Source organism: Lacibacter sp. H375 (assembly GCF_037892425.1).
Taxonomy (GTDB): domain Bacteria; phylum Bacteroidota; class Bacteroidia; order Chitinophagales; family Chitinophagaceae; genus Lacibacter.
The window spans coordinates 2,896,939-2,917,441 of the sequence record NZ_JBBKTT010000001.1 but is presented as its reverse complement, the minus strand read 5'-3'; the positions used below and the strand labels follow the sequence as shown (position 1 = coordinate 2,917,441).

The following is a 20,503-nucleotide window of genomic DNA, read 5'->3' as shown; positions in this document are numbered from 1 at the left end:
CTATGAAATAAAAAGAAAATCCCCCGCTTGGCGGAGGACTTTTGTTGCGAAGGGGAGGATCGAACTCCCGACCTTCGGGTTATGAGCCCGACGAGCTACCGCTGCTCTACTTCGCGGAATGGAGTGCAAAATTAAGGGTTATAAGGTTAGCTCCCAAAAGAAAAAACAGAAAGGCAGAAATATTTTCTGCCTTTCTGTTCATCATCGGAATAATTATCGAAAACTTATTTTGATCGCTTCTTTAAACTCGAAGCTCCGGTTGTTCTGAAATCGCTGATGGAGGCTGTGCCTTTATACTGTACATCACTTGCGCCGCTTGCATCAACTTTCAGATCTTTATTTACAGTGATCTTAACATCAGATGCACCCGATGCTTCTGCCCTGCAATTTTCTGTAATAAGATCAAACCCTGTAAAATCACTTGCTCCACTCACATCCACATCAAGATTTGTAACAGTACCTGATAATTTTGAATTAGATGCACCACTCTGATCTACAGTTACGCTTGCATAGCTGATCGCTCCTTTTAAACTGGATGCACCGCTTAAGTCAACTTTCAGGTTCGATCCTTTCAATACTCCATCAATTTTGATGTCGGTTGCACCAGAAACATCTAACTTGTCAATATTCTTTACAGAAATATAAGCACGCAGTTTCCTGTTTTCATTACTCCACTTCCACACTTTTTCATTGTCGTAAGAAATTTGCAAAATACCGTTCACGACATTTACTTTAATACGATCCCTGAATTTCTCTTCGCTTGCACTTACAACTACTGCTTCTTCATTTCCTTGTTTAATGATCACATCAAATGCATTGGAAATTTTGATGCCATGGAAGCCACTTACTTTTCTTGCCTCAGCATTCCTGTCATTAATCACAGTTGTTTCCTGTGCAAACACAAAAGGAGTTGCAGCAATAAATAACAGCATCGATAAAAAAATCTTTTTCATTTTTAATAAGGTTTTTTATATGTGAATTAACTATCTGCCCTGCGGATTATTGCACCAATATGAGTGCCCACTTCGCTTATTTTTCCTTTGCCTTTGTAATAGATACTGCCACCGCTTGAAGAATACAATTTCATTTCTTCCTGCACAGTTACTTCCACTTTAGCACCGCTGGTTGAACGTATATCGGCTTTGCCGGCAGCCAGATCGTACGCTCTCATTCTTGCACCGCTGTTGGCACTTACATTCAAGGTTCCAGCAGAACCGGAAAGAGTTGAACTTGATCCGCTTTCTGTTTCCACAGTTAGTTTTCCTGCTTCAACAGTACCCTTAAATTGAGCACCGGATTTCAGGAAAAGCCGCAATGTTTCTTCTTTGATCTTTCCATTCACATTTACGTGGCTGCCTGCTGTTGCAGTTAACTGATCAAGACTTTTGAACGAAACGTACACTTTCAGTTTCTTTCCGGAGCTGGTCCAGTCGGCGAATGATTCACGATCGTAATAGATCTTCAGTACACCATCTTCCACTTCCGTTTTTAAACGGCCGAGAAATTCATCACGTGAAGCACTTGCCGCCACGGATTCTTCGGTTGACTGTGATAAAAAAAGATCGATCCCATCTCCTACTTTAATGGCATGAAAAGGTTTAATGGTTCTTTTTTCGGCGTTGGCATCTTGTATTTGTGTTTCCTGTGCTGTTGCAAACAGGGCTATTGATAAGGTAAACAGGGTGAAAATCCACTTCTTCATAATTTCTGTTTTATGTGATACGATACATCTTAAGAAAATGTTACAGCAAACCTGAAAGAATTTATCTTTGCAGCGTCGAAAAAGCGGTTAGCCGGTTTTTGACACAGATTCCCCGGGGTGCTTACCCGTCGGTTCCAGGGCCCGGAACCAGTACGGAGGCTGAGATTAAACCCGTAGAACCTGATCAGGGTAATGCCTGCGCAGGGAAGGAGGTTCTTCATGCATATTCCTCTCTCCGTTACGCAGCATTTCCGATTTCAATTTTTTAACCGTTAAAGTGATTCAGAAATGAAAAAATTGATGCTGGGAATGTTGATGATTATTTCACAACAACTCGCAATGGCTCAGTATAAACTGAGCGGAAAAGTAACAGAAAAAAACAATGACCAGGTAGTTTCAGGTGCGACTGTTGAGGTTGCAGGCAATGGAACAACACAAACCGACAGTGAAGGAAGATTCTCTATTTTACTAAGGCAAAAAGGCAACTACCTCGTACGCATCAGCACTGTTGCCTTTAAACAATTCGAAGAGACAATTTCAATTACGGAAAAAGAAACCAGGCTCACTGCAACATTGGAAGCACAGCCTTTGTTCCTGAAACCCGTAGAAGTTGCGGCCATTCGTGCAGGCGATCGGATGCCGTTTGCAAAAACAAATCTGAACAAAAAAGAAATTGAGAAGATGAATTTGGGACAGGACCTCCCCTTCATTCTTAATCAAACTCCATCCGTTGTAATAAATTCTGATGCAGGCAATGGAATTGGGTACACAGGTATCCGCATACGTGGTACAGATGCAACAAGAATCAATATGACATTGAACGGCATACCTTATAATGATGCTGAAAGTCAAGGTTTGTTTTTTGTGAACCTACCCGACTTTTCTTCTTCAGTAAATTCTATTCAAATACAGCGTGGCGTTGGCACTTCATCGAATGGCGCAGGTGCTTTTGGTGCTACACTTAATTTGAGCACAAATGAATTCAATGAAAAGCCTTATGTTGAATTGAACAATGGCTTCGGAACTTTTAGCAGCTGGAGACATACAATCAAAGCTGGCTCTGGTTTGATCGGTAAACATTTCACCATCGATGGTCGTGTATCATTAATTAAGAGTGATGGTTTCATTGACAGAGGTTCTTCAAACCTGCGTTCAGCTTATTTATCAGCAGCCTACATTAATGAAAAAACTTCTCTTCGCTTAAATGCTTTTACGGGAAAAGAAAAAACATACCAATCGTGGAATGGTATCCCTGAAGCAAAACTCAGAGGAGATGAAGCAAAACTGTTGGAGCACTATTACAACAACTATTATTTGTACGATACGCCGGAAGATTCGTTGAATCTTTTCAGACAGGACAATAATCGTACTTATAACTACTTCCGTTATAATAATCAAACTGATAACTATCGCCAGGATCATTATCAACTGTTGTTAAATCACGAACTGAATAAAAGCTGGAATATCAATGCAGCGTTATTCGCCACACGTGGACTTGGTTATTACGAAGAATACAAACGCAATGAATCATTGGATGATTATGGACTTGCTGCGGTTGAATCGGATATCATTCGTCAGCTTTGGTTAGACAACTGGTTTTACGGATCAACATTCTCGGCACAATACAAACGCAACAATGATCAGTTGACTTTCGGCGGCGCTTTCACACGTTATGATGGAAAGCATTACGGCAAGATCATTTGGAGTGAAGAGCCTGTTTCAAAGGATTATAAATGGTACGAGCTTACTGCTTATAAAACCGACTTCAATTTTTATACAAAGTACCAGCGTCGAATCAACAGGCGTTGGGAAGCATTTGCTGATGTGCAATACCGAAATGTAAATCATGTGATCAAAGGTTTCCGCAAAAACCCAACCTTGCAATCGGGAGGCAACTTCAACTTTGTTAATCCAAAGATCGGTATTTCGTATGCTGATGGAAATGGCTGGCTTGGTTTTGCATCATTCAGCATTGGCAACAAAGAACCCAACCGTGATGATTTTGAAGCTGGTGTAAACCAACAGCCAAAGCATGAAACATTGTATGATCTTGAATTAAATATTGAACAACGCAAAGCATTGTATAACTGGAGTGTTACCGGTTATTACATGCATTACAACAACCAGCTTGTTCTTACCGGAAAAGTAAACGATGTTGGTGCTTACAACCGTATTAATGTGGCTAAAAGTTATCGTGCAGGAGTTGAATTGCAGGCAGGAGTTAAGCCAGCTTCATGGTTCAACTTTGCAGGTAATCTCACATTAAGCGATAACCGTATTCTCAACTTTACCGAATATGTGGATGACTATGATAATGGCGGGCAAAAAGAGAACTTCTTTAAAAAACCTGCCCTCTCGTTTTCTCCAACAGCAGTTGCAGGCTTTACAGTCAATTTTATTCCTGTTAAAAATGGCGAGATCAGTTTGCTGAATAAATATGTATCACGTCAATATCTTGACAATACCGGCAATAAAGCAAGAAGCATTGATCCGTTTTTTGTAAGTGATCTTCGTTTGAATTACGTAGTACATTTCAAAGGCGTGAAAGAGATCAATCTTACATTCCAGCTAAGCAATTTATTCGACAGAATATATGAAACAAATGGTTATAGCTTCAGCTATATTTATGCTGCACAAACCGTTACTGAAAATTATTACTATCCAATGGCCGGAAGAAATTTCATGGCCGGAATCAACATTAAGTTATAAATGAAAGAAGGGCACTTAAAAAAGTGCCCTTCTTTTTTATTTCGATTCAATAAGATCAAACGCTGAATTTTTCTCTCCAGTTAAGCATTCCTCCAGTAAGATTTACTACGTTGGTAAAGCCCATTGTTTCTGCAAACATGCAAGCTTGTCCGCTGCGGTTACCGCTACGGCAATAAAAGATCACTTCCTGATCTTTTAAACTTTCCAATTCATCCACATCCATTGACAAAATGCGGCCGAGCGGATACAAGGTTCCGCCGATATTAAAATCTGAATGCTCATGTGGCTCACGCACATCAACAATATTCAGTTGTTCACCTGCATCAATTCTTGCTTTTAATTCTTCAGCAGTAATAGTCTTCATTTCTTTATTATTTTAATATTCGTTTCCTTCTTTTTGTTCAACTACGGGTTTAGGTCGTTGAATGCTGTCGATCTTTGAACGATCCATACTGATCCAGAGATCGATCAACTGTCCACCCCTGATGCGAATCGGCCTGCCTTCATCATCACGTACTGGCGGGTTTTGCCTGATGACATATGCAGCCGAACTATCTGCTATTGCCCCATCAACAACCACTGCACCAAGCAACAGATCGTTACTTTCAAGTAATACTTTTGCTTCCGCAAAGGTAAGCCCCAATAATACAGGAACAGGTACTTCGGTTTGTTTAATACCTCCTCCCAAAACCAGACTGATACGGCTACCCATTGGAATTTTAGTTCCCTGTCTAATCTGGTTACCGTTATAGGTTTGTTCAAGTATAGAACCCACAGCAAAATCGGGTCGTTGTGAAGTATCGCCAAGTTTTAATCCAAGAGCATTTAATTGCAGCAGCACACTTCGGAATGTTTGACCAACAAAGTTGGGCATTGAAACCAACGGTGGTTGAGCTCTGTTCACTGTGAGATACACGGTGCGGTTGACTTTTACCAATTCTTCCGGAAGCGGGGATTGTTTTACCACTGACAAGCGTGGAAGGCTATCGTAATAAATACTATCCTGTACTTCCACCTGGAAACCCTGTTGCTCCAATAATGTACGTGCATCATCAATACTCTTTCCTTTTACCTCCGGCACTTTCACATATTTACCATGCTGCGTAATACGATCAAGCAATTGAAAAAATATAAACACTACTGTAAAGCCAAGTACAATGGCGATAAGCAGGTTGATAAAAAATGAACGGTTTGTAACGAATTGAAACACGGGTATTGAATTTAATGTATACTATCTTATTTGGTGATCGGCCATTGCCTGATCAATTAAAGCTGCATAAAAATCATCGAGTTTCCAACCCATTGCTTTCACTTGTTGTGGCACAATACTCGCATCACTTTGCCCTGGAATGGTATTGATCTCAAGCATAAACGGTTCATTCCGTTCTTCATTGTAAATAAAGTCGATTCTTATTACACCTGCACAGTTAAATACAGCATAAACTTTCTTTGCCGTATCACTTACCTTCTGATAAACCTCATCACTTGCCTCAGCTGGCGTTATTTCGGTACTCTTACCTTGGTACTTCGCAACGAAATCGAAGAACTCCATATCTGCATCTGCCTTGACTTCAGTCATTGGCATTGCTACTATTTCACCTTTATGTTTAAACACACCAATAGTGAATTCACGACCGGTGATCATTTCCTCTACCAATACCTGGCTATCCTCATTAAATGCTTTTTCAATTGCTGCAGACAGATCTTCCTGCTTGCTCACTTTACTCATACCAATACTGCTGCCACCGTTATTCGGTTTTACAAATACAGGTAGTTTCAGTTTGATATCGCTTGCATTAATTGGTTGATGTTTGAACAGGTGCACACTCTTCGCCACATTGATCCCTGCAAAAGCAGCAACAGCCACAGTATATCGTTTATTGAATGTAATGGCGGATGTTGCAGAACTACACGAAGTATACGGCAATCCTAATACATCAAAATAACCTTGCAGTTTTCCGTCTTCACCCGGTGTGCCATGCATGCCGATGAACACACAATCAAAACTTATCTTTTTGTCGTCAACTGTAATGGTAAAATCATTTTTATCTACAGCTGAAACATGCTTATCCCCCACTTTATAAAACCAGCCTTCGTTTGTAACATCAATTACAAACACATTAAACTTCGATTTGTCAAGATGATTATAAATAGTAGTGGCGCTTTTATAAGAGATCACTGCTTCGCCGCTATACCCGCCCGTTACAAGGGCAATGTTCAATGGTTGATTCATTTACCGGATGGTTTTATTGCTGCTGTCGGTTTTGTTCATGAACCGGGCTTGTATTGTATTTTCAGGCAGGCTTTTCTTGTCAATAATCCTGCCAGTAATTAGATTATTCGATGCCTTCTTTGTCAACGCCGGGGTTGCCGGTGTCGATCACAAATTTCCATTTCCCGTCGTCTTGTTTGCGCCATACATTTAAGTAAGTACCCATTAAAGTAGTGTCGGCTGTTGCAACTTTATATACACCGTAGGTGTAACCCATATCACCTGAAGATGCAATGTCTCCGCCTTTAGGATCCCATGTCATAGTAAAGGAAGTATCTTCCTGCGCATTCAGGAATTTGATCACATCTCCTTCTACAATTGGTAAAAGACCCGGGCGAAGCAATACCGCATCGTCAGCAATGTATTCAAGAAAGGCCTTTTTCATACCGTTTTTTTCGCTGGCGGCAGAAAAGGCTTTGTCGGTATCAACCATTTCTTTCAGTTGCTGCTCTGATGCTTCGGTATTTTCAGGCTTATCTTTTTTGTTGAATTCCCAGCGACACGAAACCAAAATCACAACCAACAATGCTACAAACGATAACTTCTTCATGCGTGCAAGATATAAAAAGCAAGGTGAAGGTTTTCAAGCCTTCACCTTTTTTTAACGGGAAATATCACCCGCTGTATTCCGGAATCGTTCTTACGGGAACTCATCCATCTGAGAGAAAAATTATGCCAAGTGTAAACGATCTTTTCTTGCCAACAGATCTTCCACGGTTTCTACATACATTTCATCAGGGACACAGCAGTCAACCGGGCAAACCGAAGCACATTGTGGCTCTTCATGAAAGCCCTGGCATTCTGTACACTTATTCGGTGTGATATAATATGTATCCATACTTACCGGTGCATTTTTAGCAGCAGCATCTACTACGGTACCATCAATCAGGGTATAAGATCCTTTTACTGTTGTTCCGTCTGCAATCGCCCATTCTACACCGCCTTCATAAATTGCATTATTTGGACACTCTGGTTCACAGGCTCCGCAGTTAATACATTCTTCTGTAATTTTTATAGCCATACTGTTTGAAAATTTTAGGGTTAGTTTTGAATTACTTTTGCATTTCAAATGTAAAGCAAAGCTCTGAATGAATTTACAACAAAGACTGGAAATTTTATACCAACTAAGACAATATATTTCTGAACAACCAACTGAATGGCAAAATGCCTGCAGGCAGGCTGAGCAACTAAACAATTGGTTTACACAAAGGTTCATACAAACAGCAGCTGAAGCTGTTGCCGACAATTTTTTAAACAATGATCTTTTACGTAACTGGGCTGATCACTATCATCTCGATGATAACATTATTCCAAAGACTGTTGGCATTGTTATGGCCGGAAATATTCCTCTTGTTGGCTTTCACGATTTCCTATGTGTATTTGTTAGCGGTCATAAACAGGTTTGTAAACTTTCATCGAAAGATGATGTGCTGCTGAAACATCTTGTAACAAAGATGACCGAGTGGAATCCTGCTGTTGCAGAGCGTGTGCAATTCAACAGCATGTTGAAAGATTGTGATGCCTACATTGCAACAGGTAGTGATAACAGTGCCCGTTATTTTGACTATTATTTTGGGCGTTATCCTTCCATCATAAGAAAAAACAGAACTTCTGTTGCCATATTAACCGGCAGTGAAACAGAGACTGAATTATCGTTGTTAGCTGATGATATAATGCAATATTTTGGACTTGGTTGCCGCAACATTACCAAGTTATACGTATCAACCGGATACGATTTTGTGCCATTGCTAAATGCACTCAGGAAATACAGCTGGATGTTTGATCACCATAAGTATCGCAATAATTACGACTACCAGTTGGCGATCTACCTCATGAATAATATATACTACATGACCAACGATTGTATTGTGCTCATTGAGAATGAACAGGTTTTTTCTCCTATTGGCACGTTGCACTACAGCTATTACGAGCAACAAGCTGATGTCATCAACAGTCTTAAAAGAAATGAACAGGTACAGGCAATTGTTGGGAAGGATTTTCTTCCCTTTGGTGAGGCGCAACAACCGGGTTTGATGGATTATGCAGATGGAATTGATGTTATGGCATTTTTGCTGAGCCTGTAATTTTAGGTTCTCCTACAATAATAAACCAACGTGGATCCATAAATGTAAACCCTTATATAACCATCGTTTAACTAAGGGTTTTTTTTTATTTTACGAGGTTACTCCATTCGTTACTTGCATTTAACAGGTGTATTTGGTAATTTAACTATGATTCCTGCTAACCAGGATCTAACCAAAATCCAAAACATCCAACCATGAAAAGCATACATAGGATTCCCTTCTTATTACTGCTTGTTTTTATTTTTTCATCACAACTTGGCATGACTCAATGCGACGCTTCTGATGACAGATCTGCGGGATCAGTAAGCAATAATAATTCCACCGGCATATTTTCCTGGTCAAATGCTACAAATGTTTATACCTCCAACAATCAATATGCAAGTGCCGGGTATTTGTTAGGCATTCTTGCCACCGTTCATTCCAATTACATGATGTTGGAAGATTTTGACCTTGGCATACCGGGCGCAGTAACCATCTGTGGTATCGAAGTGATTATTGAGCGAAAAGCAAGTGGTCTTGGCCTTCTTGGTGCCTCTGTTCGTGATCACACATTACGACTTGTAAAAAATGGTAGTATTGTCGGCACTAATAAAGCAAACACTTCAACTAACTGGACAGGTTCTGCTACAACCATTACTTATGGCAGCTCCTCTGATCTATGGGGAACAACATGGACACCGGCAGATGTGAACGATGAAGATTTCGGTCTTGCATTTACAGCTGAATTAAAAAGCGGATTGGCGGGCCTGTTCCTGTCAGCCGATGTTGATGATGTGAGGATCGTTGTTTATTACCAACACATTGTTCTCCCTGTTGGCCTTGCAGGTTTTAGCTGCACAGCAAAGAATAATACGGTTGAATTGACTTGGGAAACAAAACAGGATCACACGATCAAAGAATTTGCCGTAGAACGAAAGATCGACAATTCCGACTGGATAAACCTGCAAAGCATTTATGCATCTGATGTGCCTGGACAAAAGAAAAAATTCCTGGCCTACGATCAGCAACCATCCCGAAATAATAATTACAGGTTGAAAATAGTTGATGTAAGCGGTGCTGTCTCCTATTCGGAGATCATTCAGGTAAAATTGCAAAACGAGCCTGAAGACCTGCTAATAAAAGTAAATAGCAGTAATAAAACAGTGGAGTTTCAAGGAGCGGATCCAATTTTACGTTGCAATATTTTTAAACCAAGTGGGAAGCTCATTTCATTTATTCCTAACCAGGGAAGTAATACGCAATTTACCTTGCCTGCGAGCAGTTTGCCCGAAGGCCATTTGATTGTGCAGGCACATACAAAAAGCCGAACTATTTCAAGACAGATCTACATCCGCAAATAAAACTGCAAGCTCACAATTGCTACAGAGTTATGATTGCTCCGATTAACATTGAACAAAAAACCTGATCTAAAAATCAATGGCGGCAGTTTTTATTCTTCTAATCCCTGCCAATAATTCCTTTTTTTATTCATCAAATTATTTCTTAAATTACTGTAAGAAACGGTTTCATTACAGCACCTAGTATTATTGACTGAGAAGAAGTTAACGACAGACATATATTTTTTCATCAAAAGCCTTCTGTTATGAAACATTACCACATCGTCTCACGTATTGCTATTTATTTGCTGTCCGTAATCCTCATTGCATTTGGTATTTTTCACTACAAGAATCCGTACGATTTATTGGTATTTGTTCCCGATGGTTTACCCGGCGGAGTAATCTGGGTTTATGTTGTGGGCACTGCTTTTATTTTGGCAGGTGTTTCTTTTCTCACAAACAAATTTGTGAAGGTTGCCGGTTACCTGCTGGCAGGCATGCTGCTTTTTTTTGTATTAACTATCCACTTCCCCAATTCGATGAATGCAGGTGCACCTGAAATGCGGCAAATGGCACTCGTCAATTTATTAAAGGATACTGCGATTGCAGCGTTTGCGTTGCATGTGGCTGCGGGGGCGTACAAACAGCATCTCCACTTCGATCATAACGATTAAAAAACAATCATCGCTAACTGCTTCATGAATTAAATGTTCTTTCTGTAACAAACAGCAAGTGACAATGTTGTGTGTTTGCTTTTAGTAACTCATCTCATCCAGCTTAACCTTTCCTTTAAACGTCCAGAATACGAATGCGGTGTACAATCCAACTAACGGCGTACCAATAAGCGCAATGATGAGCAATATCTTCATTGTTTTTGCAGAGGCTGCTGCATTGTGAATGGTGATGCTGTTATTGATGTCGTTGCTGGCATAAAGAAGGTAGGGAAATATTTCTACTGCCACCATGATCAGCAATAAAGCTATCGTTATTGCTGAACTCAGAAATGCATAACGGTACAATCCTTTCTTGATCTGCCTTGGGATATTTGCAATGGCAAGTATCATCAATACCGGCAATAAAAACAAACCTGGGTTTTGCCTGAACTGATCGCACAAATGCGGAATATAAAGCAGCGTGTATAATGTTGTAATAACAAAACTCAACACAAAAAATACGGTGAAGTTATTCGCCAGCAAATGCATTTTTGTGTACAACCGGTTCTCGGTTTTCATGGTAAGATAAATAGCTCCATGCATCAGAAAGAGGGCCAACGTAGTAACCGACACCATGATCGGGAACGGATGAAAGAACGACATCCAGTTACCTGCAAATTCTTTGTCTGCATTTAATGGAATACCAAATGCAACGTTTCCCAACATCAATCCTAATGAAAGTGAAATAACGATGCAGGCAATATTATAAACAACATCCCATGTTTTACGCCACCAAAGCATTGGTTCTTTACTTCGAAATTCGATGGCAACGGCACGAAAGATCAAACCTACCATGAAGATCATGAATGGAACATAAAAGGCAGAGAATATTGCAGCATACGCCACCGGGAAGCCGGCAAACAAAGCACCACCACCAATTACCAACCAAACTTCGTTACCATCCCAAACAGGACCAATGGCATTCATAGCAATACGGCGGCTTTGCTCTTTGTTAAGTAGCAAATGAAGAGCTCCGGCACCAAGATCGAACCCATCGAGAATTGCATATCCGCTGATAACACCACCGAATACGAGGAACCACCAAACATTGTAATCTAATCCGAGAAAAGTTTCCATACTTACTGTTTCATGATTGGGTTGTTACGTTTACTGCCTTCTTCAAGTTCTTCTTTTGCATGATCGCTTACAGGGCCGTGCTTTATTTTCTTGTTCAACAGGTATAGAAATAAAAACAATAGCAATATGTACACAACTGTAAACATGATCAATGAAAATAATACCTGGTTAGCTGTTACTGTTTTCGACAATGCATCGGAAGTGCGCAGTAATCCATACACCACCCATGGCTGCCTTCCCATTTCAGCTGCAAACCATCCTGCCTGGTTTGCAATTTGAGGTAATATTACACTGAACACAAATATCCACATCAACCATTTTGTTTCAAATAAACGATTGCGCTTCCATTGCCAAACGGCGAACAATGTCAGAGCAATCATACTCATGCCACATGCCACCATCATATGATAGAACTGGAAGATGGCATTGATCTGTTTCGGACGATCATCTTCAGGAAACGCATTCAACCCTTTTACCGGTTCATTAAAATTTCCGTGCAGCAAAAAAGAAAGCCCACCCGGAATTTTCAATCCACTCACCTCCTGTGTTTTGTTGTTCACATATCCCAACAGAAACATATCAGCTTTCGCCAACGTATCGTAATGCCCTTCAATTGCTGCAAGCTTAGCCGGTTGATTTTTTGCTACACCATCTGCACTTCGATGCCCAACAACTAATTGCAGTAAGGAACAGGCGGCAGCCACAATCAAGGCTATTTTAAAAGACGGTCGTGCGATTTCAAGATGACGTTTGCGGATAATGTAATAGGCATTTACGCTCAACACTAAAAAAGCACCGGAAAGAAATGCTCCGATCCACACATGTGTTAAGCGATCAACACTAGATGGATTAAATACCATTGCCCAGAAATCTGTGATCTCTGCTCTTGCATTCATTCCATCGCCAACAATATGATAACCTGCGGGAGTCTGCTGCCAGGAGTTTGCAACAACGATCCAGATCGCAGAAAACAAAGAACCAAGAAACACCATGATGGTGGAAAAGAAATGAACTCTTGAGCTCACCCTGTTCCAACCAAAGATGAGAATACCGAGGAAACCTGATTCAAGTGCAAAGGCAAAAATGCCCTCCGCTGCAAGGGCACTTCCGAAAATATCGCCTACATATTTTGAATATGTTGCCCAGTTTGTGCCAAACTCAAATTCCATGATGATGCCTGTTGCCACGCCAATACCAAAAATGAGCGCAAATATTTTAATCCAGAAACGGGTTGCGTCTTCATAGATCTTACGACCGGTTTTTAGATACATTCCCTCCATGATCACAAGAATCAGCCCCAAACCAATACTCATGGGAGGATAGATGTAATGAAATGCAATGGTAAAAGCGAATTGTATGCGGGAAAGAATCTCTACATCCATGAGCGTGGCGATTGATGTAACACTGCTTAAATTAAACAGCAAAGCAAAGATACCTGAGGAACAAAAGCATATTCAAGAATTGCTTCAAAAATGTTTTTGAGATTTACATACGGGTGTTTGTACTCGACAAAGAATCCGTTAAAACACCTTTTTTTAAGCTTTACTGCAACTGTAGATTTGCTTTATCAAATAGCCGTTGCTAACCTGAAAGAGAATCGACACAGCTATTTTCAAACGGAACACCTGAAACACTTGTAGAATCGATCATAAGCTAATCAAAAACCGGCAACTCAGATAAACTGATGAGTCGGTTTTTTTCTTTTACCCATGCATAAGTATATGTTCCGTTGCTGATCACAAGATAAATTACTGGAACGGACATATTATAACGTATGATCTGCTCCAATACTTTTTCTGTTAACTCCACATCCATTGCTTTGCATTCGATCATCATCCAGGGTTGATGATTACGATCATAGACCAACACATCAAATCGTTTCTTTAACTCACCCAATACAATTTCTTTTTCAATACCAATAAACGCCGCCGGGTAGTGTTTTACCTGTAACATGTATTGAATAAGATTTTGCCGTACCCATTCTTCAGGAGTTAATCGCAACCATTGCTTCCGCAGGTCATCAAAGATCAGCTCTTTTCCCTCTTCTTCTTTAATTCGAAATGTTGGCGCAGGAAAATCAACCTTTATCATGCTCCAAAGTAAATGATTAATTTAGCAGAATTCAAAAAGATGAAAGCATGAAAACAAAAGAAGACATTGTTAAGAACTGGCTGCCTCGCTACACTGGTAAACAACTTAAAGAATTTGGTGAATATATTCTGCTCACAAATTTCAGCAATTATGTAAACATGTTTGCAGAATGGAACAAAGTAGAAGTAACGGGTCTGGACAAACCCATGCAATGTGCAACGGCAGATGGTATCACCATCATTAATTTCGGAATGGGAAGTGCTACCGCAGCTACGGTAATGGATCTTTTATCAGCCATTCAACCAAAAGCAGTTTTGTTTTTAGGCAAGTGTGGCGGGTTGAAAGCAAAAAACAAAATAGGTGATCTGATTCTTCCCATCGCTGCCATACGTGGTGAAGGTACAAGTCGTGATTATTTTCCACCAGAGGTACCGGCACTACCATCTTTCGCATTACAAAAAGCAGTATCAACAACCATACGTGATTTCGACAGTGATTACTGGACAGGAACTGTTTACACTACTAACCGACGTGTATGGGAACACGATCAGGAATTTAAAGCCTACCTGGAAAAAGTAAGAGCCATGGCTATTGATATGGAAACTGCTACTATTTTTATGGTAGGCTTCTCAAATCATATTCCAACAGGTGCTCTGTTGCTAGTGAGTGATAGCCCAATGACTCCCGAAGGTGTAAAGACAGAGGAGAGTGATAAAAAAGTAACCAGTCATTTTGTTGAGAAGCATATTAAAATCGGAATTGATTCTTTGAAACAACTCATCAACAACGGCAACACGGTAAAACATCTGAGGTTTGAAGAGTAATGACAGATTTGCTTCAAATAAATAACCTTGACGTAAACTTCAAAACAGAAGAAGGCATTGTAAAAGCCATTCATGGTATTTCATTCACGGTTGGTAAAGGAGAAACTGTGGCAGTGGTGGGTGAAAGTGGTTCTGGCAAATCTGTTACTGCACTTTCTGCACTGCAATTGATTCCACAGCCTCCGGTTTCTTACCCCAACGGCAGCATCCATTTCACCAAAAAAGACGGCTCTGTTATTGATCTGCTGAAAGCTTCAGCACAAGAAATACAAGGCATACGTGGCAATGAAATTGCCATGATTTTCCAGGAGCCAATGACATCACTCAACCCGGTTTTTGCATGTGGTATGCAAGTGATGGAAGCAATTCAGCTTCATCAAAAAGTAAATCATAAAGAAGCTAAAAAAAGAACTCTGCAACTATTTGAAAAAGTTAAGCTTCCTAACCCGGCAGCTATGCTTAGCCGTTATCCGCATCAGCTAAGTGGCGGACAAAAGCAACGGGTGATGATCGCAATGGCGATGAGTTGTAACCCATCACTATTAATTGCTGATGAACCTACAACAGCGTTGGATGTAACAGTGCAGAATACCATACTTCAACTTATAAAAGAATTGCAGCAGGAAACGGGCATGGGCGTTTTGTTTATTACCCATGACCTTGGTGTGGTGCATGATATTGCAGATAAGATTGTGGTGATGTATAAAGGGCGAATTGTGGAGCAAGGTTCTGTAAAAGACCTTTTCAACAATCCGCAACATCCTTATACCAAAGCATTGCTGGCTTGCCGGCCTGCACTTCATCCAAAAGGAAAACGGTTACCGGTGGTGAGTGATTTCTTGGAAATGGAAAATGAAAATCCCCAAGTACAAAATCCAAATTCCAAAATCCAAAATCCAAATTCACAATTCCCAATCCCCAATTCCCAATTCCCCACTCCTCTTCTTCAAATTAAAAACCTGAACGTTTGGTTTCCTGAACAAAAGAAACTATTTGGCAAATCATCATCCTTTATCAAGGCAGTAAACAATGTAAGTTTTGATGTGTACAACGGTGAAACGTTAGGGCTTGTGGGTGAAAGCGGTTGCGGTAAAACAACATTGGGCAGAGCCTTGCTTCGTTTGGTTGATGCAACATCGGGCAGTATTCTGTTGAATGGTGAAAACATTCTCAGTAAATCTTCTGCTGCATTCAAACAACAACGCAAAGACCTGCAGATCGTTTTTCAGGATCCATACTCTTCATTGAATCCACGTATAACCATTGGCGATGCCATTGCGGAACCAATGCTGGTCCATCAACTTCAACCCACCCAAAAGAAAGCGAAAGAAAAAGTGATGGAGTTGTTGGAAAAAGTAAATCTAACTCCAGATCATTTCAATCGGTATCCGCATGAATTCAGTGGTGGTCAACGGCAACGGATCGTAATAGCAAGAGCTTTGGCCTTGAATCCATCCTTTATTGTGTGGGATGAATCTGTTTCAGCTCTGGATGTTAGTGTGCAGGCCCAGGTACTCAATCTGCTCAACGATCTGAAAAAGGAATTCAACTTCACCTCTATCTTCATTTCCCATGATCTTTCGGTGGTGCGTTATATCTGCGACCGTATTGTTGTGATGAACAAAGGCCAAATTGAAGAAATGGGTAACGCAGAAGATATTTATTCCCGTCCCCAGACTGCCTACACCCGCCAATTACTCGCTGCTATTCCCGGCCGGATAGCACAGGTTAGTTAACCGTGGATAAGTTTCCCCGGTTTTCGCCTGAATTCCTTACCTTTGCACGCATTAAAAAGTAACAGGTTCAAACCCGGTGCCGTAAGACGGGGTTTGGAGAGTCACTCCCGAATACTCACCTCAACGCTGCGTTTGCACCCGTTACTAAAATTATAAAACGCAGTATGAAGTTATCACAGTTTACGTTCGATCTACCCCTCAACCTCATTGCTCAAAACCCTACAAAGAAACGTGAAGACAGCCGTTTAATGGTGGTTCACCGCAAAACAGGCCAAATTGAAAACCGTCAGTTCCGTGATATCATGGAATACTTCGATGACAAGGATGTTTTTGTAGTGAATAACACCAAAGTATTTCCTGCCCGCATGTATGGCCGCAAGGAAAAAACAGGTGCCAAGATCGAAGTTTTTCTTCTCCGTGAATTAAACAAGCAAAACCGTTTGTGGGATGTGATCGTTGATCCCGCAAGAAAGATTCGTGTTGGTAATAAACTGTATTTCGGCGATACCGAAGATTTGGTTGCTGAAGTAATTGACAATACCACTTCACGTGGACGTACCATTCGTTTCTTATTTGATGGTACTGATGAAGAGTTCCGCACGGTATTGTATACAATGGGCGAAACGCCACTTCCAAAATACATTAAGCGTAAGCCAGATGATGAGGACCGTGAGCGTTACCAAACAGTGTTTGCAAAACATGAAGGTGCTGTTGCAGCTCCAACTGCCGGCATGCACTTTAGCCAGGAGTTGATCAAACGTTTGGAAATTCAAGGTGTGCGTTTTGCAGAAGTTACATTGCATACAGGTTTAGGAACCTTCCGCCCTATTGAAGTGGAAGACCTGAGCAAACATAAAATGGATGCAGAGTATTATAAGATCGATGAGTTCTCTTGCAAGATCGTAAACAAAGCAAAAGAAGGCAAAAACCGCATCTGTTCCATTGGCACAACAACTATGCGTGCTTTGGAAACGTCATTTACGGCACAGCAGTTATTAAAACCAAGCGAAGGCTGGACGAATATATTCATTCACCCTCCTTACAATTTTAATATTGCTGATTCATTAGTTACAAACTTCCACTTGCCAAAAACAAGTTTGTTGATTATGACCTGTGCATTTGCCGGTTACGATCTTACAATGGAAGCATATAAAAAAGCAATTAAAGACAAATACCGTTTCTTCAGTTATGGAGATGCGATGTTGGTAATCTAATTATACAATCCCTCTCCCAACCGAGAGGGATTTTTCTTAGTGTAAATTGCGCCTTAGTGTCATTGTGATTAAAATTTATTTGAATGAATAGTAAAACAGCAAAAGAATCATTTATTGTAATGACAGAGTTGGTACTTCCTAATGATACCAATGTATTTGGCAACCTCATGGGTGGACGTTTAATGTACTGGATGGATATTGCCTCTGCACTTGCAGCAGGTAAACATTGCAACTCACCCGTTGTTACGGCAAGTGTTGATAATATTTCGTTTGAGAACCCGATCAAGCTGGGGAATGTAGTGCATATTGAAGCAAAAGTTTCTAGAGCATTCAACAGCTCAATGGAAGTACATATGAAAGTGTGGGGTGAAGATACAGTACAACAATACCGTTACAAAAGCAACGAAGCATATTACACCTTTGTAGCACTTGATCCTAATCGCAAGCCTAAACCGGTAGCACAACTGATTCCTGAAACAGAAGAAGAAATAAAATTGTTTGAAGGCGCATTGCGCCGCAGGCAATTGCGTTTAATTCTTGGTGGTAAGATGAAGCCTAATGATGCAGCAGAATTGAAGGCTTTGTTTGCGGAGGAATAAAATATATTCTCTATTTCACCAGCAGCAGTATTTGAGACAAAGGTTGTTTTTAACATAAACAACCTTTGTTTCGTTTAGTGCTAGCTCTTAGATTTCATTCCGGCACATAATCTTCCGGAAGCATATTAGCCAACCGTTCATACGACCACATGCCTTCATAATAAAATCCCATTGCTGAAAGCACCCTGCCACGGTTATCAACAAGTATTGGAGGACGGAAAGGGCGAAGACCTGTAACAGTCCCTGTTCGTGGCTGGCCACCAATAATCCTGTTATGCATGATATCTTCTTTCAGTTCTGTGTCTTTATTATAAACTATCCTCAACCAATCTGCAGTGTTTAACTGATAGATTTTATAACCCGAATCTTTATAAATACGCAAGACGCTGTCTTCTGTTACCGGCACTGCAATGTTGAAACTATTATTGATTCCTGCAGGCGATGCTTGTATGACTACCGGTTGACCAGGTTGTGGCTTCATTTCTTTTTTATAGACATTTTGCATAGCAAACCCTTCCTGTTTTAAGGTGCACGCCACAAGGCTCCTGAAAAAATGCATACTACTACCCTCGTAAGCCTCTCGTCGACGTTTCAACCATCTTCGTTTTACAGTTCCATCTTCATCTTTTTCCTGGAAGCGGGTATAACCATAGAACCTCGATTCACCGGTACGGCGATTCAAATAAAAATCAACCAGGTCAAAATGAACCACGTAACCCAGCTCAGGGTTATCAACTACAATTGTTGTATCACAATAAGCAACAATTTCATTTTTATCCTGCGTAGCTGCAAATTGTACATCTTTCAGGTTCCGGATTCTTGCCCGTTTTGCGGCGCTTGTTTCTCCTAAAAGGTTTCTTTTAAATGCTTCGAGATATTGCATACGGGTTTCTTCAGGTAAGATGAGCAGCTCACGCATCTCACTATCTTTCTTTGTCATTTGAAATGTAATGCGAAGCGATGTTGTTTGCAGATCCGCCGCATAAAGCAATCTGCCATAACCAACAAAAGAGGCGATCACTTCATAACTGCCTGGAGCAAAGGGTCCCAGTTGAAATTCGCCTGTTGCATTGCTGACAGTTCCTGTGGTGGAATTATTAATAAATATACTTGCATTGGAAAGTGGGAATCCTGTTTCTGCATCTATAACCTTACCACGGATATAAAGAGATTGTGCAATTAAATTACTCTGTACAAACAGACAAATGATGATAAGCTTAAAAATTGAAAACATTACTGGTCAGTTATGCATGATGACGATCATGTTCATCCGGGTGAAAACTCTCGCCGCAATGCGGACATTTAACTGTTTTCTTTCCACGAAGGTGCTGCACCTCCTCCAGGAAACCCGCTGTGATGATGCCGGCAGGTAAAGCAAAAATGGCAACGCCACTCAGCATAATAACACCCGTCATCACTTTGCCGACTATTGTAACGGGTATCATATCACCATAGCCAACTGTTGTAAGAGTCACAATTGCATACCATAATGTTGCCGGTATGCTGGAGAATACAGCAGGTTGTGCGGTGTGCTCAGCAAAATACATTACACTTGATGCGATAATGATTAGAATAAGAATGAGCACCACACTCAGTTTTAAATCGTTGGCTCGCTTTACAAATACATTCCTGATCATTTTGGCCGACTTCATGTAAGCCGTAAGTCGGAACAAACGAAGAAATCGCAACAGCCGAAGAATACGAAGCATCCGCAGATCGAGCCCAACAACAACATGCACGTAAAAGGGAAGAATGGCCAGCAGATCGATCAAACCCTCAGCTGAGAACATATACTTGATCCGTCCAAAAAAATTATGTCTGTATCGTGGATCATGATCGCAACTCCAAACTCGTAACAAATACTCGATCGTAAAAATGATAACGGAGATCAGATCAAAATAATAAAAAAATGTCTCGTATTCATCATGCAACGACGGCACTGTTTCAAGAATAACAACCAGTACGTTTGAAATAATGAGAAAGATGATGAATGCGTTAATGATCTTATCCCATTTGGTTTCGCCCAGTTCGGGATGAAGAAGAATATGTACTTTTTTCCTGGTTGCGTGATACATGCAGCGGGTTTTGGCAGTTTTAAAGTTAATGAATAATACAAGTACTACAACCCGTTCTCATACAGCTTAAAAAAACAAAAGGATGAATTGT

Annotated in this window: 20 protein-coding genes, 1 tRNA gene and 1 riboswitch; of the genes, 8 read left to right on the top strand and 13 right to left on the bottom strand. The window is 40.6% G+C overall.

Features of this window, described 5'->3' with window-relative positions; all coding sequences use genetic code 11:
• Positions 1–44: 44 nt before the first annotated feature.
• The 3 genes from WG954_RS12820 to WG954_RS12810 all read right to left on the bottom strand — a co-directional run bounded on the left by WG954_RS12820 (position 45) and on the right by WG954_RS12810 (position 1,702).
• Positions 45–116: transfer RNA gene (locus tag WG954_RS12820), tRNA-Met, on the bottom strand.
• Between the two features lie 108 nt (positions 117–224).
• A complete protein-coding gene (locus tag WG954_RS12815) occupies positions 225–953 on the bottom strand; it encodes a head GIN domain-containing protein (RefSeq protein ID WP_340436993.1) in 729 nt (242 codons plus the stop codon).
• Positions 954–979: 26 nt separating this feature from the next.
• Positions 980–1,702 (bottom strand): head GIN domain-containing protein, encoded by a 723-nt coding sequence (locus WG954_RS12810; protein WP_340436991.1) that lies wholly within the window; start codon positions 1,700–1,702, stop codon positions 980–982.
• A 103-nt stretch (positions 1,703–1,805) separates the two neighbouring features.
• Positions 1,806–1,926: riboswitch (TPP riboswitch) on the top strand.
• Positions 1,927–1,990: 64 nt separating this feature from the next.
• Here WG954_RS12810 and WG954_RS12805 point away from each other — a divergent pair.
• The gene (locus WG954_RS12805) at positions 1,991–4,411 is read left to right on the top strand and encodes a TonB-dependent receptor (protein ID WP_340436989.1); all 2,421 of its coding nucleotides are present in this window, start codon (positions 1,991–1,993) and stop codon (positions 4,409–4,411) included.
• A gap of 55 nt (positions 4,412–4,466) precedes the next feature.
• Here the strand turns inward: WG954_RS12805 and WG954_RS12800 are convergent, their stop codons facing one another.
• The 5 genes from WG954_RS12800 to WG954_RS12780 all read right to left on the bottom strand — a co-directional run bounded on the left by WG954_RS12800 (position 4,467) and on the right by WG954_RS12780 (position 7,704).
• On the bottom strand, positions 4,467–4,775 hold the full coding sequence (locus WG954_RS12800; protein ID WP_340436987.1) for a rhodanese-like domain-containing protein: 309 nt from the start codon (positions 4,773–4,775) through the stop codon (positions 4,467–4,469).
• Between the two features lie 12 nt (positions 4,776–4,787).
• The gene (locus WG954_RS12795) at positions 4,788–5,621 is read right to left on the bottom strand and encodes a PASTA domain-containing protein (RefSeq protein ID WP_340436986.1); all 834 of its coding nucleotides are present in this window, start codon (positions 5,619–5,621) and stop codon (positions 4,788–4,790) included.
• Positions 5,622–5,642: 21 nt separating this feature from the next.
• Positions 5,643–6,644, bottom strand: a complete 1,002-nt coding sequence (locus WG954_RS12790) for a D-alanine--D-alanine ligase (protein WP_340436985.1) — start codon at positions 6,642–6,644, stop codon at positions 5,643–5,645.
• 103 nt (positions 6,645–6,747) lie between these two features.
• A complete protein-coding gene (locus WG954_RS12785; protein ID WP_340436983.1) occupies positions 6,748–7,233 on the bottom strand; it encodes a YybH family protein in 486 nt (161 codons plus the stop codon).
• A 120-nt stretch (positions 7,234–7,353) separates the two neighbouring features.
• Positions 7,354–7,704 (bottom strand): 4Fe-4S dicluster domain-containing protein, encoded by a 351-nt coding sequence (locus tag WG954_RS12780; RefSeq protein WP_340436981.1) that lies wholly within the window; start codon positions 7,702–7,704, stop codon positions 7,354–7,356.
• 67 nt (positions 7,705–7,771) lie between these two features.
• Between WG954_RS12780 and WG954_RS12775 the strand changes: the two genes are divergently transcribed.
• From WG954_RS12775 to WG954_RS12765, 3 genes are all read left to right on the top strand, one after another.
• The gene (locus WG954_RS12775) at positions 7,772–8,767 is read left to right on the top strand and encodes an acyl-CoA reductase (RefSeq protein ID WP_340436979.1); all 996 of its coding nucleotides are present in this window, start codon (positions 7,772–7,774) and stop codon (positions 8,765–8,767) included.
• A 194-nt stretch (positions 8,768–8,961) separates the two neighbouring features.
• Positions 8,962–10,107 (top strand): hypothetical protein, encoded by a 1,146-nt coding sequence (locus tag WG954_RS12770; protein ID WP_340436978.1) that lies wholly within the window; start codon positions 8,962–8,964, stop codon positions 10,105–10,107.
• A gap of 242 nt (positions 10,108–10,349) precedes the next feature.
• Positions 10,350–10,757: a hypothetical protein gene (locus WG954_RS12765; RefSeq protein ID WP_340436977.1), complete on the top strand. Its 408-nt coding sequence runs from the start codon at positions 10,350–10,352 to the stop codon at positions 10,755–10,757.
• A gap of 81 nt (positions 10,758–10,838) precedes the next feature.
• On the opposite strand, the gene cydB is transcribed toward WG954_RS12765, so the two are convergent.
• The 3 genes from cydB to WG954_RS12750 form a co-directional block, all read right to left on the bottom strand.
• The gene (cydB, locus tag WG954_RS12760) at positions 10,839–11,873 is read right to left on the bottom strand and encodes a cytochrome d ubiquinol oxidase subunit II (RefSeq protein ID WP_340436976.1); all 1,035 of its coding nucleotides are present in this window, start codon (positions 11,871–11,873) and stop codon (positions 10,839–10,841) included.
• 2 nt (positions 11,874–11,875) lie between these two features.
• A complete protein-coding gene (locus WG954_RS12755; protein WP_340436975.1) occupies positions 11,876–13,255 on the bottom strand; it encodes a cytochrome ubiquinol oxidase subunit I in 1,380 nt (459 codons plus the stop codon).
• A 271-nt stretch (positions 13,256–13,526) separates the two neighbouring features.
• Positions 13,527–13,964, bottom strand: coding sequence for a type I restriction enzyme HsdR N-terminal domain-containing protein (locus tag WG954_RS12750; RefSeq protein WP_340436974.1), 438 nt, complete (start codon positions 13,962–13,964; stop codon positions 13,527–13,529).
• A gap of 47 nt (positions 13,965–14,011) precedes the next feature.
• On the opposite strand from WG954_RS12750, the gene WG954_RS12745 reads away from it, so the two are divergent.
• The 4 genes from WG954_RS12745 to WG954_RS12730 all read left to right on the top strand — a co-directional run bounded on the left by WG954_RS12745 (position 14,012) and on the right by WG954_RS12730 (position 18,337).
• The gene (locus tag WG954_RS12745; RefSeq protein WP_340436973.1) at positions 14,012–14,788 is read left to right on the top strand and encodes an AMP nucleosidase; all 777 of its coding nucleotides are present in this window, start codon (positions 14,012–14,014) and stop codon (positions 14,786–14,788) included.
• Positions 14,788–16,524: an ABC transporter ATP-binding protein gene (locus tag WG954_RS12740; protein ID WP_340436972.1), complete on the top strand. Its 1,737-nt coding sequence runs from the start codon at positions 14,788–14,790 to the stop codon at positions 16,522–16,524. The genes WG954_RS12745 and WG954_RS12740 overlap by 1 nt, the downstream gene beginning before the upstream one ends.
• A gap of 164 nt (positions 16,525–16,688) precedes the next feature.
• A complete protein-coding gene (gene queA, locus WG954_RS12735; protein WP_340436971.1) occupies positions 16,689–17,738 on the top strand; it encodes a tRNA preQ1(34) S-adenosylmethionine ribosyltransferase-isomerase QueA in 1,050 nt (349 codons plus the stop codon).
• Between the two features lie 83 nt (positions 17,739–17,821).
• Positions 17,822–18,337: an acyl-CoA thioesterase gene (locus tag WG954_RS12730; RefSeq protein ID WP_340436970.1), complete on the top strand. Its 516-nt coding sequence runs from the start codon at positions 17,822–17,824 to the stop codon at positions 18,335–18,337.
• Positions 18,338–18,431: 94 nt separating this feature from the next.
• Here WG954_RS12730 and WG954_RS12725 read toward each other — a convergent pair whose 3' ends face one another.
• Together WG954_RS12725 and WG954_RS12720 are read right to left on the bottom strand one after the other, a co-directional pair.
• On the bottom strand, positions 18,432–19,571 hold the full coding sequence (locus tag WG954_RS12725) for a carboxypeptidase-like regulatory domain-containing protein (protein ID WP_340436969.1): 1,140 nt from the start codon (positions 19,569–19,571) through the stop codon (positions 18,432–18,434).
• Between the two features lie 10 nt (positions 19,572–19,581).
• Positions 19,582–20,412: an ion transporter gene (locus tag WG954_RS12720; RefSeq protein ID WP_340436968.1), complete on the bottom strand. Its 831-nt coding sequence runs from the start codon at positions 20,410–20,412 to the stop codon at positions 19,582–19,584.
• Between the last annotated feature and the right edge of the window lie 91 nt (positions 20,413–20,503).